Annotated in this window: 11 protein-coding genes; 5 read left to right on the forward strand and 6 right to left on the reverse strand. The window is 73.9% G+C overall.

Going from position 1 to position 14,707, the window contains the following annotated elements; all coding sequences use genetic code 11:
• Positions 1 to 3: 3 nt before the first annotated feature.
• The 6 genes from O7546_RS11820 to O7546_RS11845 form a co-directional block, all read right to left on the reverse strand.
• The gene (locus tag O7546_RS11820; protein WP_281600910.1) at positions 4 to 975 is read right to left on the reverse strand and encodes a sulfotransferase; all 972 of its coding nucleotides are present in this window, start codon (positions 973 to 975) and stop codon (positions 4 to 6) included.
• Entirely contained in the window at positions 972 to 2,156 is a 1,185-nt protein-coding gene (locus O7546_RS11825) for an MFS transporter (protein WP_281600911.1), read from the reverse strand. The genes O7546_RS11820 and O7546_RS11825 overlap by 4 nt, the downstream gene beginning before the upstream one ends.
• A complete protein-coding gene (locus O7546_RS11830) occupies positions 2,153 to 3,481 on the reverse strand; it encodes an aminotransferase class I/II-fold pyridoxal phosphate-dependent enzyme (protein WP_194800094.1) in 1,329 nt (442 codons plus the stop codon). The genes O7546_RS11825 and O7546_RS11830 overlap by 4 nt, the downstream gene beginning before the upstream one ends.
• Before the next feature lie 793 nt (positions 3,482 to 4,274).
• The gene (locus O7546_RS11835; RefSeq protein ID WP_194800095.1) at positions 4,275 to 5,012 is read right to left on the reverse strand and encodes a serine/threonine protein kinase; all 738 of its coding nucleotides are present in this window, start codon (positions 5,010 to 5,012) and stop codon (positions 4,275 to 4,277) included.
• Positions 5,013 to 5,067: 55 nt separating this feature from the next.
• Positions 5,068 to 6,072, reverse strand: coding sequence for a nitroreductase (locus tag O7546_RS11840; RefSeq protein WP_194800096.1), 1,005 nt, complete (start codon positions 6,070 to 6,072; stop codon positions 5,068 to 5,070).
• A gap of 106 nt (positions 6,073 to 6,178) precedes the next feature.
• Complete coding sequence (locus O7546_RS11845; RefSeq protein ID WP_194800097.1) at positions 6,179 to 7,402, reverse strand: helix-turn-helix domain-containing protein; 1,224 nt, start codon at positions 7,400 to 7,402, stop codon at positions 6,179 to 6,181.
• Positions 7,403 to 7,485: 83 nt separating this feature from the next.
• Here O7546_RS11845 and O7546_RS11850 point away from each other — a divergent pair, with 83 nt between their 5' ends.
• The 5 genes from O7546_RS11850 (at position 7,486) to O7546_RS11870 (ending at position 14,707) form a co-directional block, all read left to right on the forward strand.
• Positions 7,486 to 8,577, forward strand: coding sequence for a ferredoxin reductase (locus tag O7546_RS11850; RefSeq protein ID WP_281600912.1), 1,092 nt, complete (start codon positions 7,486 to 7,488; stop codon positions 8,575 to 8,577).
• Between the two features lie 14 nt (positions 8,578 to 8,591).
• Entirely contained in the window at positions 8,592 to 9,731 is a 1,140-nt protein-coding gene (locus O7546_RS11855; RefSeq protein WP_281600913.1) for an acyl-CoA desaturase, read from the forward strand.
• A 167-nt stretch (positions 9,732 to 9,898) separates the two neighbouring features.
• On the forward strand, positions 9,899 to 11,428 hold the full coding sequence (locus O7546_RS11860) for a glycosyltransferase family 4 protein (protein ID WP_281600914.1): 1,530 nt from the start codon (positions 9,899 to 9,901) through the stop codon (positions 11,426 to 11,428).
• A 507-nt stretch (positions 11,429 to 11,935) separates the two neighbouring features.
• Positions 11,936 to 13,111, forward strand: a complete 1,176-nt coding sequence (locus tag O7546_RS11865) for an alanine--tRNA ligase-related protein (protein ID WP_281600915.1) — start codon at positions 11,936 to 11,938, stop codon at positions 13,109 to 13,111.
• A 132-nt stretch (positions 13,112 to 13,243) separates the two neighbouring features.
• Positions 13,244 to 14,707 carry an ATP-binding protein gene (locus tag O7546_RS11870; protein ID WP_281600916.1) on the forward strand — a complete coding sequence of 488 codons (1,464 nt, stop codon included), beginning with the start codon at positions 13,244 to 13,246 and terminating at the stop codon, positions 14,705 to 14,707.

Below are 14,707 nucleotides of genomic sequence, written 5' to 3' on the forward strand. Positions count from 1 at the left end.
TCCTCACCTCTCCGTCTCGCCGACGCGGGCCGCCGCGCCGGGGTACGCCGGGTCGCCGGCCGGCCCGCCGGACCGGTAGCCGTACCGGGTGGACAGCGGCCAGGCCAGCGCCGCCACTGCGAGCCGTTGCCGGCCGGTCAGCGTGCGCCGCCACCCGTCGTCGCGGTCCCGGATGACGGTCCGGCCGGTCCGGAAGCGGTCCGGGTTGCCGGTGACCGTGTGGTTGCCGCGCAGCTCGACGCTCCGGTCCCGTACCGGGTTGGCCGCCGGGTCGACGCCCACCAGTTTCAGCAGGTCACCGATCGTGCCGGCCGGGTCGGCGGTGAAGTCCTCGTAGCGCAGGAACGCCGACCGGTCCGGGTGACGCCTGTTTATGGCCGCCGACGCGAGGTTGAACCCGTGCCAGTACGCGGTGCTGCGCGCCGCCGACATCGCGTAGACGTACTCCTTCGGCTCCCGCCACGAGTGCGCCACCGCACGCGGGTCGCGCACCAGGTGCAGCCAGTACGCCTCGACGCCCGGCACGTGCGGCAGCAACGCCGACTCGCCGGGGATCTTGGTGCTGTCCACGATGACGCGGGCGCCGGTGCGCGCGGCCACCTCCCGGTAGACCGCGCCGAGCAGGTCGGCGTGCGCCCGGGTGTCCGCGTCGTACGCGCCCCGGCGCAGCACCCGCCACGTGTGCCGGGTCCGCAGCCGGGCCCGCTGCCGGCGGATCACCTCGGCGGCGTGCGTGTCCGCCGACATCCCGGCCGGACGGCCCAGCGGCAGCACCGCCGACCACAGCGGACACGCGGTCAGCGCGGCGCCGCAGCCGCACCTGTCGTTCACGCCGCGCCCGGTCGAGTTCTTCCACAGGAAGTGCAGCTCACCGACGTGCACCACACCGGGTGCCTCGCCGAGCACGTTGCCGATGATGGTGCTGCCGTTGCGGCACCAGCCGTTGACGCTCAGGACGGTCACCGGTGCGCTCATGCCGCGCGTACCTCCGCCGCCGGAGCGGGCGCGGGCGCCGGCCGGCCGATGCGCAGCGCCATCGCGGCGGCGACGGCCGCGCCGACCGCGCCCGCGACGAACACCGCCGGATAACCGAGACCGGCCGCGACCAGGCCGGTCGCCGGCCCCCACATCGCCAGGCCCAGATCCCAGAACGAGGTGTACGCCCCGATCGCTGCGCCCTGCCGCGCCGGGTCGGTGCGGTTCATCACCATCAGCGCCAGCGACGGGTGCAGCAGGGAGAACCCGACGCCCATCACCACGCTGCCGGCCACCGCCACCGGCAGGTTCGGCGCGACCGCGATGACCAGCAGGCCGACCGCCTCGCCCACCCCGCACCAGGTGGCCACCCGGCGCGGGCCGAGCCGGTCGGGCAGGTGCCCGATGACCAGGCGGGTGCCGGCGTACACGGCGCTGAAGACGCTCAGCACCACCACGCCGTGGCCGATGCCCCGCGCGTCCAGGTGCAGCACGACGAACGCGGCCAGACCCGCGTACCCGGCGGCGCCGAAGGTGAGCGCGATGCCGGGCAGCAGCGCCGGGCGCAGCAGCAGCCCGGCGCCCTTCGCCGCGGGTGCGGTACGCGCCGGCGTGGGCACCAGCGCGACGAGCGCCGCGCCGGCCGCCGGGGCGACCGCGCTGAGCAGCCACACCGCCGGATAGCCGGCCTGCTGCACGGTGGCGCCGAGGAACGTGCCGGCGGAGATGCCGCCCCACATGCTCACTCCGTACAGGCCGATGAGCTGGCCGCGCCGCTCGTGCGGGGCGAGCTGCACGATCCACACCGCACCGGCGGTGAACAGCGCCGCCTCACCGGCGCCGAGCAGCAGCCGGACCGCGACCAGCGCGGGCACGCTCAGCGGGGCCAGGTAGAGCAGGCCGCCGCCGGCCACCACGAGCGCCCCGGCCAGCATCACCGTGCGGTGGCCGTGCCGGTCGGCGAGCGCGCCCGCGACCGGCCGGACCAGCAGCGCGGTCACCGCGGTCACGGTGACCACCACGCCGACTGTGAGGTCACCGGCGTCGTGCCGTTCGCGCAGGAAGCCGGGCAGCACCGGGATCACCGCTGTCAGTCCGAGGTAGCCGGTGAACAGTCCGCCGAGCAGCCCGGCCAGCGCGAGCCGGGGCAGCGGCCGGGCCGGAGTGTGCGCGCCGGTCACGACCCGACCAGGGCGGTCTCACGGGCGGCGGCCACCTTGCGGACCGCGCGGACCAGGTCGTCGCAGTCCTCGGGCGTGAGGTTCGACGACAGCGGCACGTCGACGGTCTCGGTCAGCAGCCGTGCGGTACGAGGCAGCGTCGCACGGATCTCGCCCGGGTCGGCGCTGTCGTACAGGAACCGCCAGTTCCAGAACGCCCGCACGTTGAGGTCGTCGTCCGCGCCGATGTTGCGGGCGTCGATCCCCTCCGCCCGCAGCGCGCGGGCGAACCAGCCCGCGTCGCCCCAGCCCGCGTCGCCGCCGGGCACGCGGAACACGAACGCCTCCCCGAGGTACGCCCCGGGCGCGACCGGCCGCCGCACCGCGATCCCGGGCAGTCCGGACAGCGCGGCGCTGACGTGGGCGTAGTTGCGGTGGAACAGGGCGAGCCGCTGCGGCAGCCGGGTCAGCTCGGCGCGCAGCAGGGCCGCCCGGATCTCGTCCATCCGCAGGCTCAGCAGCGGCAGGTCCAGGCCGGTCAGCGGCGGCTCGCCGTGCGGGAAGTGCCGCCGCAGCCGTCCCTCGTACGCCCCGGACAGCGCCACCGCCCGCGCGAACAGCGTGCTGTCGTCGGTGATGAGGAAGCCGCCCTCACCGCAGTTGAGCGCCTTGTCGGACTGGGTGCTGAACGCTCCGGCGGCCCCGAACGTGCCGAGCTTGCGCCCGTTGAGTTCGGCGCCGAGCGCCGGCACCGCGTCCTCGATGAGCGGCACGCCCATCTCGGCGGCGAACGCGGACAGCGCTTCGACGTCGGCGGCGAAGCCGCGCATGTGGACGACCATGACGGCACGGATCTCCGGCCGCCACCGGCGGCGCAGGTCGTCGAGGTCCATCCGCAGGTCGTCGTCCACCTCGACCAGGAATGGCCGGCAACCGGCCAGCACAATGGCGCTGGGGGTGGCGACGAAAGTGAATCCGGGGCAGGCCACCAATGAGCCCGGTGGCACTCCGGCGCCCATCAGGGCGAGCGCCAGCGCGGCGGTACCGCTGGAAACGGCCAGCGCGTGCCGGGTGCCGAAATAACGACACAGCTCGGCCTCGAACCGCCCGCATTCGGTTTCATTAGGCGGCCGATGGTCATATCGGAAGTAGAGGTGGCTGCGGACGGCGCGAATAGCCGCGTCCTCGTCCTCGCTGTGCACGAAGACGGCGCCCTTGTCGTACGTCGGCCAGGGCGTACGCCGCACCGGCTGCCCGCCGTGCAAGGCGAGCTGTTCGGGCAGCTCAGAGCCGTTCTGCACCGGCCTCGGCGGGCTCGGTGCGGGAGCGTCGTCGTTCCCGTCCACCGGCGGACTCCTCGGGCGAGCGGCGACAATTCCTAGCGACTCGATAGGATTGGCCGGGCCGTGCGCCGGGCATGGTCGCCCGGCGGAATCGCAGTCCCGGCGCGATCCCGTCGAGGGGTAAGAAATGCCACCAGATCCGACATTCATGGTACGTCGATCCAGCGAGAGTAATGATTGTCGTCGATCCCGTACGCGTCAACAGATAGACGTGAATATGTTCGGCGCCGGGCTGTGCCGACAGTGGACTATGCGGAATTGTCGCTGCCGGCCCGCTGATCCGCCGGTGCGGCGCCCCGCCTCTGCCGCCGAAGGTGGCGCGCCGCCCCGGCGCCTCGATCCGCCGCCCCGGTGCGCCGCCCCGGCGCGTCGGGCGACGCCCTGGGTGCGCCGGGCTCGATGGCATCGGGCCTGATTGCACCGCGCCCGATCGTGCGGGGTCCGGTCGTGCCGGGGTCCGGCCGCCGTCGGGACCCGCCGTCACCGAAAGTAACCTTCGCCGCTCGCGGCAGAACTCACTCCGCGCCCTTTGCTCTGCAGCCACCGGCGCATCGGTGACTCACGGCCACTGCCGCCTATGTGGCTGCAGAGCAAAGGGCGCGAAGGGGTATGCGTCCAACTATCGGCTCGCCGCGCATCTTCGCTGTTCAGGAGCAGGCTGCGGACAATTCGGCCCATTCGGCCCCGGCAACTACTGTCACCCTCTGTGATTGGCTGCCGAATCGGGCTGCTGTAACGGAAAGTCACCCACAAGGGCGAGCGTGCCGTCGATACCCGGCCTGACGAGGCCGGCGAATCAGGCGGCTCGCCAGTCGCGAACCAATGCGGCCACGGTGGCGTACCGCTGAGCCGGATCGGACCGGCCGGCCCGGTCGGCGACCGCGCGCTCGGCGGCGGTGCCCCGCCAGCCGGACGGGCCGTCGAGCAGGTGGTGCAGCGTACGACCCAGCGCGTGGACCGTGGTGCGCTCGTCGATCGTCGCGCCCCGGGTCAGCTCCTCGGGCGACAGGTAACGACGGGAACCGGGCAGCCGATCGGAGTCGAGCACGAACGGCCCCGGGCGGTACTCGTCCAGGTCGATCAGCCGCATCCGGTGGGCGTCGAAGTCGTAGAGGAAGCATCCGTCGTACAGGTCGACCGCGACGTACCCGGCCGCACTCACGGCCAGGTGGGCGTCGAGGATGACGTCCAGCGCGACGCGGACCTCGGCGACCGGCAGCCGCTGGAAGCGGGCCAGCCCGCTCCGGTCGCTGCCGCCGCCGGTGGTGGCGTGGTTGAGCACGACGCCGTCGCACCACGGGTACACCAGCGTCGGGCCGTCCGTGCCGTCGAGGACCAGCTCGGGCCGGACCACTGCCGGGTGCCGGACCGCGGCGTGCAGGCCCAGCGCGCGGGTCAGCGACTCACGCGCCGCGGGCGTCCCGGCCCGCTTCACGAACCAGCGCCGGCCCGCCGACTCCACGCCGTAGGAGACGCACCCGGAGTCCTGGTCGCCGAAGACCACGAACGCGTCGGCCGGGTCGAGGTTCTCCACGCGTCGAGGCTACGACGACGGTCGCGCCGGCGGCGGCCCGCCGGACCGCGTCGGGTCACCGCGGCTGGTCCACCACCTCGATCACGTCGGCCGGCGCGCGGCGCGGCGCCGGCGGCAGCTCCGCGTCCGGGCCCCAGCCGACGCGCACCACCAGGTACGGATCGCCGATGCCGGCCAGCAGGTCGCGCATCATCCGGCGCGGCCAGGCCAGCTCCACGGCGTCGCTGAGCGGCGCGCTGGCCAGCCCTTCGGCGGTGGCGGTGAGCAGCAGCGCCGACAGCGCCTCGCCGCCGCGCAGCCAGGCCGCCGGCTCGTCGGATTCGCCGAACAGGATCAGGTACGCCGCGCCCCGGTCGAAGTCCGCGCCCGCGCTGAGCCCGGCCGCCCCGCCGGGGGCGTAGTCGCGCAGCGGCACCCGGCGCGGGGACGGCCGCACGGCGGTGGCGGCGGGCACGCCGTCGCCGCTGCCCTCCGGGCGGTGGGTCCAGCGGTGCAGCTCCTCCCGGTACGCGGGGTCGGCCAGCTCCGCGTCGGCGGCGCGACCGGTGGAGACGGCGAGCATCGGCATCTGGTCCGGCCGGACCACGTGCAGATGGGCGCCCTCGGCCTCCACGGCGTCACCGAGCCGGGCCAGCACCGCCTCCGGCACCGGCCGGTCCCCGTACGCCCGGCGGTCGGTGCGGCGGCGCGGAATGGCGTCGACCAGGCGGCCCGCCGGCACGTCCAGGTCGGCCGGGCCGGTGGTACGCACCCGGGCCAGCAGCGACGGGTCGGCCGGGTCGGGCAGCCGCTCCACGGTGACCGCCCAGCCGACCGCCGTCAGCGACACGCGCGCGTGGTGCAGGGCGGCCCCGCAGCTCAGCATGAGCAGCCGGCCGTCCGGGTCGGTGTGGGCGAGCTGCCGGTCCGGGTCGGCGCGCAGCTCCAGCGCGTCGCCGGTGACCCGCCAGCGCCAGGGCTGCGTGTTGAACACCGACGGGGCGTGCAGGGACTGCCGGGCGGCCGCCTCCAGCACCCGTACCCTCGGGTCCTGCTCGGTGTGGGTCGATGAGCTGTTCATGGCGGCCCTCCTGGTTGCTCGTCCCCTTCCGACCCTGCCCGCCGCCGTCGCGGGCGGACAGGGCCGGAGGTCCCGGCCGCACCGGGCCGTGCGCCCCGGCGCGGCGTCAGGCCCCCTCCGGCTCCGGGGGTACGGCCAGAGCGATGGTCAGGTCGAGCACCGTCGTCGGGTCGTGCAGGCGGTCGCCGAACAGCTCCCGCAGCTTGCCCATCCGGTAGCGGACGGTCTGCGGGTGCACGAACAGGTCGGCCGCCACGTCGTCGCGCCGTCCCTGGTGCAGCAGCCACGACCGCAGCGTCTCGGCCAGCCGCTGCGCGGTGGCCGGGGGCAGCGCGGCCAGCGGCGCGAGCGCCTGCGCGCGCAGGTCGGCCAGGGCCTCCGGGTCCATGCTGAGCAGCAGCGTCGCCAGGTGGCGCTCGGTGTCGACAGGTCCGGCGTCCGCCTCGCCGAGGCCGAGCGCGAGCGCCCGGGTGGCCCGCTGGTACGACGCGGCGACCCGGTGCCAGGGCCGGGCCGGGCCGAGCACCGCCCGGTGCCCGTGCAGCAGCCGGGTGAGCTGGCGGCGCCGGCCGCCGTGCATGTCCGGCACCAGCAGGACGGCCAGATCCTCGACCGAATTCACGCCGGGCAGGTCCTCCCCGCTCTCCAGCGTGTACGGGCTGAGCAGCGCCAGCACCGCGCGCAGGTGCCGGCGGGGCAGCAGCACCACTGTCAGCGTCTGCGGCGGCGGCCAGTCGGCGCGCTCCGCGCTGCGCCGCAGCGACTCCTCCGGCTCGCCCGCCAGCAACTGCTGGGTGAGCCGTTCCAGGTTGCGGCGGCGCATCCGGCCGGCGCTGGCCAGCTCGTCGGCGTGCCCGGCTACGCTCGCCGCAGACAGCTCGTCGATGTAGGCGAACATGAGTTCGGCGAACTCGGCCACCGTCTCGGCGGCCAGCCCGCTGCGTACCGTCGTGGTCGACACCTCGCGCCAGGCCACCCGGGCGCCCACCCGGTACGCGGCCAGCAGCGCGTCCATGCTGCGCCCCGAGCGGGCCTCGCCGCTGCCCAGCGCGTACGCGGCCTCCAGCGCCGGGGCCAGGGGAGTGCTCGGGTCGAACGCCTGGGTACCCTCGATGAGCTGGAGGAACGTGCCGAGTGCGATGCGTACCGCGTTTTCGATCTTCGCCCGCATGGCTCCGGTGAGCGCGCCCGAGTAGTCAGGCACCTCGGCGGTGATCGCGGAGACCGTCCGCTCGGCCACCATCGGCAGCCGGGCGCGCAGCGTCTCCGCCACCCCGGCGTCGAGGTTGAGGTGCGCGGCGCGCTGCCCCGTACCGGCCTCCGACGTCATGTTGTTCCCTCCGAACAAAAACCTGCGACTGTTTCACCTTTGCCGGTCAAGATGTTATGCGATCGGGCGGTCACGCTGGTCATATGACCACAACTGCCCCCCGCCGCCCCCAGAAGGTCTCCTTCCGGGACAGGCTGCTGCGGCTGGCCGGAACGGTCACCACACCGGTGCTGCCCGACGACTACCTCGACCTGATCGCGCCCCTGCGCGCGGGCGCCCCGCTGCGCGGCAAGATCGTCGCGATCCGCCCGCAGACCCGCGACGCCGCCACGCTGGTGATCCAGCCCGGCCGCGCCTGGCAGGGCCACACGCCCGGGCAGTACATCCGCCTCGGCGTGGACGTCGACGGGGTGCGCCAGTGGCGCGCGTACTCGCTCACCTCGCCGCCGGACGCCGCCGACGGCCGGATCTCCGTCACGGTGAAGGCGATCCCCGACGGCAAGGTCAGCAACTACCTCGTACGCCGGCTCCGGCCCGGCACGATCGTGCACCTCGACCAGGCCCAGGGCGAGTTCGTGCTGCCCGCCGCGACGCCCGGGCGCGTCCTGTTCCTCACCGCCGGCAGCGGCATCACCCCGGTCATGGGGATGCTGCGCTCCGGGCTGGCCGATCGGGCCGACGTGGTGCTCGTGCACTCGGCGCCCACCCGCGACGACGTCATCTTCGGTACGGAACTGCGCGCGCTCGCCGACCGCGGCGCGCTGCGGCTGATCGAGCGGCACACCGACACCGACGGACTGCTCGACGTCGCCGAACTGGCCGACCTGGTGCCCGATCACCTCGACCGGGAGACCTGGGCGTGCGGGCCGATCGGCATGCTCGACGCGGTCGAGGGGTACTGGTCCTCGAACGGTCTCGTCGAGCGGCTGCACACCGAGCGGTTCCGCCCGACGGTGATCACGCCGGGCGAGGGAGGCACGGTGACCTTCACCGGGGCGGGCGTGACAGTCGAGTCCGACGGCGCCACCACACTGCTCGACGCGGGGGAGAACGCCGGAGTGCTGATGCCTTCCGGGTGCCGGATGGGCATCTGCTTCGGCTGCGTCGTACCGCTGCGCCAGGGCGCTGTCCGCGACCTGCGCAACGGCGACGTCACCACTGCCGTACCGGGGGACGGCGTGCTGGTCCAGACGTGCGTGTCGGCCGCCGCCGGTACCTGCGACATCGATCTCTGACAGGAGCCACCCACGTGACCGTCATCCAGAAGAAGGCCGTCAACCCGATCGCCCACCTGAGCGCCGAGGACATCGAGATCATCGGCAAGGAACTGGACGCGATCCGGGACCGGGTCCTCGCTGACCGGGGGGAGCGGGACGCCCGCTACATCCGCAAGGTGGTCAAGACCCAGCGGACACTGGAGATGAGCAGCCGTGCGGTGCTGCTGTTCTCGCTGTTCCCGCCGGCCTGGATCGTCGGCACGGCCGGGCTCACGGTCGCCAAGATCCTGGAGAACATGGAGATCGGGCACAACGTCCTGCACGGCCAGTGGGACTGGATGCGTGATCCGAAGATCCACTCCACCACCTGGGAGTGGGACCACGTCTCCCCGGCCGACCAGTGGAAGCAGTCGCACAACGAGCTGCACCACCGCTACACCAACGTGGTCGGCAAGGACAACGACCTCGGGTACGGCATCATGCGCGTCGACGAGGACCAGCCGTGGCACCCGATGCACCTCGGGCAGCCGCTCTGGAACCTGATCAACGCCATGTTCTTCGAGTACGGCATCGCCGCGTACGACATGGAGCTCGGCGACCACCTCAAGCAGCGCAAGCTGAAGGACCCGAAGTTCCGGGCCAAGGCGAAGGCCGTCGGGCGCAAGATCCGTCGCCAGGTGCTCAAGGACTACGTGGTGCACCCGCTGCTGTCCGGCCCGTCGTTCCTGTCCACGCTCGCCGCCACGTTCACCGCGAACCTGCTTCGCAACGTGTGGAGCCACTCGGTGATCATGTGCGGGCACTTCCCCAACGGCGTGGAGACGTTCGAGAAGACCTCCATCGACGGCGAGACCCGCGGTGAGTGGTACCTGCGGCAGATGCTCGGCTCGGCAAACATCAGCGGCAGCCGGCTGCTGCACATCATGACCGGCAACCTGTCGTACCAGATCGAGCACCACCTCTTCCCCGACCTGCCCAGCAACCGCTACCAGGAGATCGCGCCGCAGGTACGGGCGCTGTTCGACAGGTACGGCCTGCACTACACCACCGGCCCGCTGCCCAAGCAGGTCGCCTCCGCCTGGTGGAAGGTCATCCGCCTGTCGCTGCCCAACCGCAACGACAGCCGGCAGCCGGTCGCCCCGGCCCCGCTGGTCTCCTCCGGTACGGCCTGACCCGCCCGTTCGGTGCACGGCCGGTGAACGTTCACCGGCCGGCACCTGACCATCCGCTGCACAGTCGGCATCACCGCAGCTCAGAGCCGGTTTAGCGGCCGTCGTGACGGTCCCGCGTCCCCGTACACTCGCGCCCGTCGGGGCGTACGGGTGAAGGGTGTTCGACGATGCGGCTTCGCCGGCGCGTGGTCATGCTCGTCGACAACGCGATCGACGGTGACTCGCGGGTGCAGAAGGCGGCGCGCTCGGCCGCCGACGCCGGCTGGGACGTCACCCTGATCGGCTGCGCCCACGTCGACGCCGAACGCCGCTGGCGGCTCGGCGACGCCGAGGCCCGCGTCCTGCCGCTCGCCGCTTCACCGGCCGTCGTCGCCGGCCAGCGCGGCGTTTCCGCTTCGGGTGGCCGTGCGGGCTCGCGCGAGGGCTTCGCGAGCCTGGGCGGCGTGTCCGGGCTGCGGGCGCGGCTGGTGGCCCGGGGCGGGCTCCCGTTGCGCGCGGCGCGGCTGGCCCGCTGTCCGGTGGAGCACGCCCAGGTCCGCTACTGGCGGGCCCGGCTGCGGGACGGGGCCTGGCGGCGGCTGGAGCCGGGCCTCTGGGACTACGAACGGGTCGCCGGGCCCGTCGTTGACGAGCTGCGACCCGAGCTGATCCACGCGCACGACTTCCGGATGCTCGGCGTGGCCGCCCGCGCCGTGGACCGCGCCCGCGCCGCCGGACGCGACGTCAAGCTGGTCTGGGACGCGCACGAGTGGCTGCCCGGCGCACGACCCCGCCGCGAGAACCGCCGCTGGCTGCCCGCGCACCTCGGCTACGTCCGCGAGTACGTCGGTCACGCCGACGCGGTGGTCACCGTCTCCGACACGCTCGCCGACCTGCTGGTACGCGACCACGCCCTGCCCGAACGCCCGACCGTGGTGCTGAACGCCCCGGTCACCACCGCCCCCGAGCCGGCTGCTCCCGTGCCGACCGCCTCCGACCCGCCCGTCCCCGAGCCGGCCGTCCCCGAGCCGGCCGTCCCCGAGCCGGCCGCCCCCGAGGCGCCCGCCTCCGAGCCGCCCGCCCTCGAGTCGGCCGCCTTCGAGACCGCCGACCTGGCCGCTCCCGACCTGCGGCAGCGGTGCGGTCTGCGCCCGGACACGCCGCTGCTCGTCTACAGCGGGGCGATGGCGGTCCAGCGCGGCGTGGACACCGTGGTCGAGGCGTTGCCGCTGCTGCCCGGCGTACACCTGGCGCTCGTCGTCGCCGACCCGGACGCCGCCTACGTCCGTCAGGTCGTCGCCCGCGCGGCCCGGCACGGCGTGGGCGACCGGGTGCACGTGCTGCCGTACGTGCCGCACCACCAGCTCGTCGAGTTCCTCGCCACCGCCGACATCGGGCTGATCCCGCTGCACCACTGGCCCAATCACGAGATCGCGCTGATCACCAAGTTCTTCGAGTACGCGCACGCGCGGCTGCCGATCGTGGTCAGCGACGTCCGCACCATGGCCGAGACGGTCCGGGCCACCGGCCAGGGCGAAGTGTTCCGCGCCCGCGACGCCGCCGACCTGGCCCGCGCCGTCCGGACGGTGCTGGCGGATCCGGCCCGCTACCGCGCCGCGTACGAGGGCCCGGACTCGCCACTCCCGGGGTGGACGTGGGAGGCGCAGGCCGAACGCCTCGACGCCCTCTACCGCCGGCTGCTCACCCCCACCCGCTGACGCCCGCCACCCACCTCCTGCCACCCACAACCCGCCATCCGCGACCCGCCACCCGCGACCCGCCACCCGCCACCCGCCCGGGTGGAACACCATGGGTGTCTCCGGCCCGTTTTGACACCCATGCCGTTCCACCCGCACCTCGGGAGTCGCATGATCAACTCCACCTCGGTGAAGTGGCGGTATCCGAAGGGCGCCGACCCCGCCATTTCGGGGAAGTGGTGTTGATCTTGAGTCAGCGCGAGCGAGGGCGAGGGTGGGCGCGGGCGAGGGCACGGGGGCGCGCGGGAAAAGGGCTGGGCGGGACGGGGCGGCCGGGCTAGCGTCGAAGTATGCAGAGCAGGCGCACCTTCACCGCCGCAGCCGCGCGAGCTTCCCGCTCGCCGGTTGCCGCCGCCTGACCTGCCCCACACCCACGCCGGCGACCGGAAACGGTCCGCCGGCGTCGTCGTGTCGACGCCAACGCGCGCGGCGGGCCGTCCGGTCACCCGTACCCGGAAGGCACCCGCCATGACACCCGACGACATCACCCGGACGTTCCTCGACCACTACCACCGGCACGGCCATCAGGACGCGCCGGAGAGTTCGCTCGTTCCGCCGCCCGGTGACCCGGTGCTGTTCACCACGTCCGGCATGCACCCGCTCACCCCGTACCTGCTGGGGCGCCCGCACCCGGGCGGACGGCGACTGGCGAACGTGCAGCGGTGCCTGCGCACCACGGACCTGGACGAGGTCGGCGACAGCACCCACCTGACCGTTTTCCAGATGCTCGGCTCCTGGTCGCTCGGCGACTACGACATCGCGACCAGCCTGCGCTGGGGCTTCGGCCTGCTCACCGACGGCTTCGGCATCCCGGCGGGGAGGCTGCACGCCACGGTCTTCGGCGGCGGCGGCGACGGTGAAGGGCCGGACGACACCGCGCGGGACACCTGGACCGGGCTCGGCGTGCCGGTGGAGGCGCTGGGCGAGGACAACTGGTGGTCCAACGGCCCGACCGGCCCCTGCGGACCGGACTCGGAGATCTTCGTGTGGACCGGCGACGGCCCGCCCACCGGCACACCCAGCACCGACGCGCGGTGGGTGGAGGTGTGGAACCACGTGCAGATGCGCTACCACAGGCACCCCGACGGCCGGCTCACGCCGCTACCGCACTCCAGCATCGACACCGGCATGGGCCTGGAACGGCTGGAGATGGTGCTGCGCGGCGACCGGTCCGTGTTCACCGGCGACGGGCTGCGGCCGTGGGTGGACGCGGTGGGGGAGCGGTGGGACCTGCGCGGTGCGGACCTGCGCGTGGTCTCCGACCACCTGCGGTCCGCGGTGGTCGTGCTCGGTGACGGGGTACGTCCCGGCAACACCGGCCGCGGGTACGTGCTCCGACGGCTGCTGCGCCGCGCGCTGACAGTCCTGTGGCGCGACGATCCGGCGCGCACCCTGAACGATCTGCCACCCCAGGTGTACGGGGACACGCTGCGCCGCTTCCGCCAGCCGGTCGACGTCGGCTCGCTGCACGCGACGCTGGTGGACGAGGAACGCCGCTTCCGCGGACTGCTGCGACGCGGACGGTCGCTCGTGGACCGGGTACGGGCGCGCGGGCCGCTGACCGAACGCGACTACCACTGGCTGCACGACACCCACGGGCTGCCCCGCGACCTGGTCGACGGCCTGCTCGCCGAGGCGAGCTGAACAGCGGCCTGGCGGGCGGCGGCCAGGCCAGCGGCGGCGGCGCAGCGGTGGCCGCCCGGCCGGGCCGGTGCCAGACTCGGAGGCGGACGCCACGCGAGGGAAGCGGACGCCGCCGCGAGGAGAGGGCTGCCGATGACCGAGGTACGGCCGGATGAGGAGACGGTGCCGCTGTTCGGCGCCGAGGTGCGCATCGCCGACGCGGCCGGGCTGCTCGCCGCCGCCGTCGACGGGCCGGTGGAGCTGCTCGTCGACGGCGACTTCCCGGCCCCGGTGCGGGAGGTCCGCTGCACCGTGCGCGCCGACACCGCAGCCGAGCCGCCGGTGCACCGCTTCGAGGCGTACCTGCGGGTGGAGAGCACCCCGGCGGGCCTGATCGCCCTCGGTCTGGCCGGGCCCGTCGGCGTGCTGCTCGCCGAGCGGCTGGCCGCGCGCGGCGGCGACGGCCCGGCCGCCGCGGTGGGCCGGATCGCCGCGGAGCCCGGCCGGCGCATCTGGCCGCGACCGGTCGCCACGCTCGCCGCGCCGCCCGGCGACGAGGCCGGCCGGGAGGTGCTGCGCGTGGCCCGCGAAGCCGGGCTGCGGCCCCGCGTCGACCAGGACAACGGCACGGTACGCATCCGCGCCGACGTACCAAGCGCCGAGGTGGGTCCGGCGCACCTGACGGCGATGGTCGGCCTGCTGCTCCAGGCCGTACGCGAGTTGTCCGGCGACAGCGACGAGCCGACGGTGCTGCGCGGCCGGACGTATCTTGTGGGGCGGCGACCGGTGACGGCGGCGGCGGGGCCGCGCAGCGCGACGGTGACCCTCGACCAGGTCGGCGGCCTGCCCGACGTGGTCGCGCGGTTCCGCGAGGTGGCGGTGTCGTTCCGGCACCCGGCGGCGATGGCCCGCTGGGGTGCGCGCCGGCCGCAGGGCATCCTGATGTACGGGCCGCCCGGTACCGGCAAGACCATGCTGGCCCGGGCGCTGGCCAACGAGGTCGGCGCGGACTTCGTGGAGATCCGCACCCCGGAGATCCTGGACAAGTACCTCGGCGGCTCGGAACGCAACATCAAGCGCATTTTCCGGGAGGCACGCCGCTACCGGCGGCCCACAGTGATGCTGTTCGACGAGTTCGACTCGATCATCAGCTACGCCGGCGCCGGCGGCGACGCGGCCAGCCAGGCCGTCAACGCGGTAGCGGGCATCTTCAAGCAGGAGATGAACACGCTGTTCGAGGAGAACCCCGACGTCATCGTGGTCGCCACCACCAACTTCCCGCACCGCGTCGACGCCTCGCTGATCCGCTCCGGCCGTTTCGACCTGAAGATCGCCATTCCGGCGCCGGACGAGAACGGACGCGCGGAGATCCTCACCAAGATGATCCGCGAGCTGATCGACCGGCACGAACGGCCCGGCTTCACAATGTTCGCCGACGACCTCGACCCGGCCGCCCTCGCGGCCGACACGGCCGGGCTGACCGGCGCGGACCTTCGCGAGGCGCTGCGCCGGGTGCAACTCGCCAAGGCGCTCCGGGAGGCGGCGGAGGGTGCGCCGCCGGCTCCGATCGGTCAGGATGACGTGCGGGAGGCCGTCGCCGGGTTGCGCCGCGGCTGA

Origin of the sequence: Micromonospora sp. WMMA1976 (assembly GCF_027497335.1) — a bacterium.
GTDB lineage: Bacteria > Actinomycetota > Actinomycetes > Mycobacteriales > Micromonosporaceae > Micromonospora > Micromonospora aurantiaca.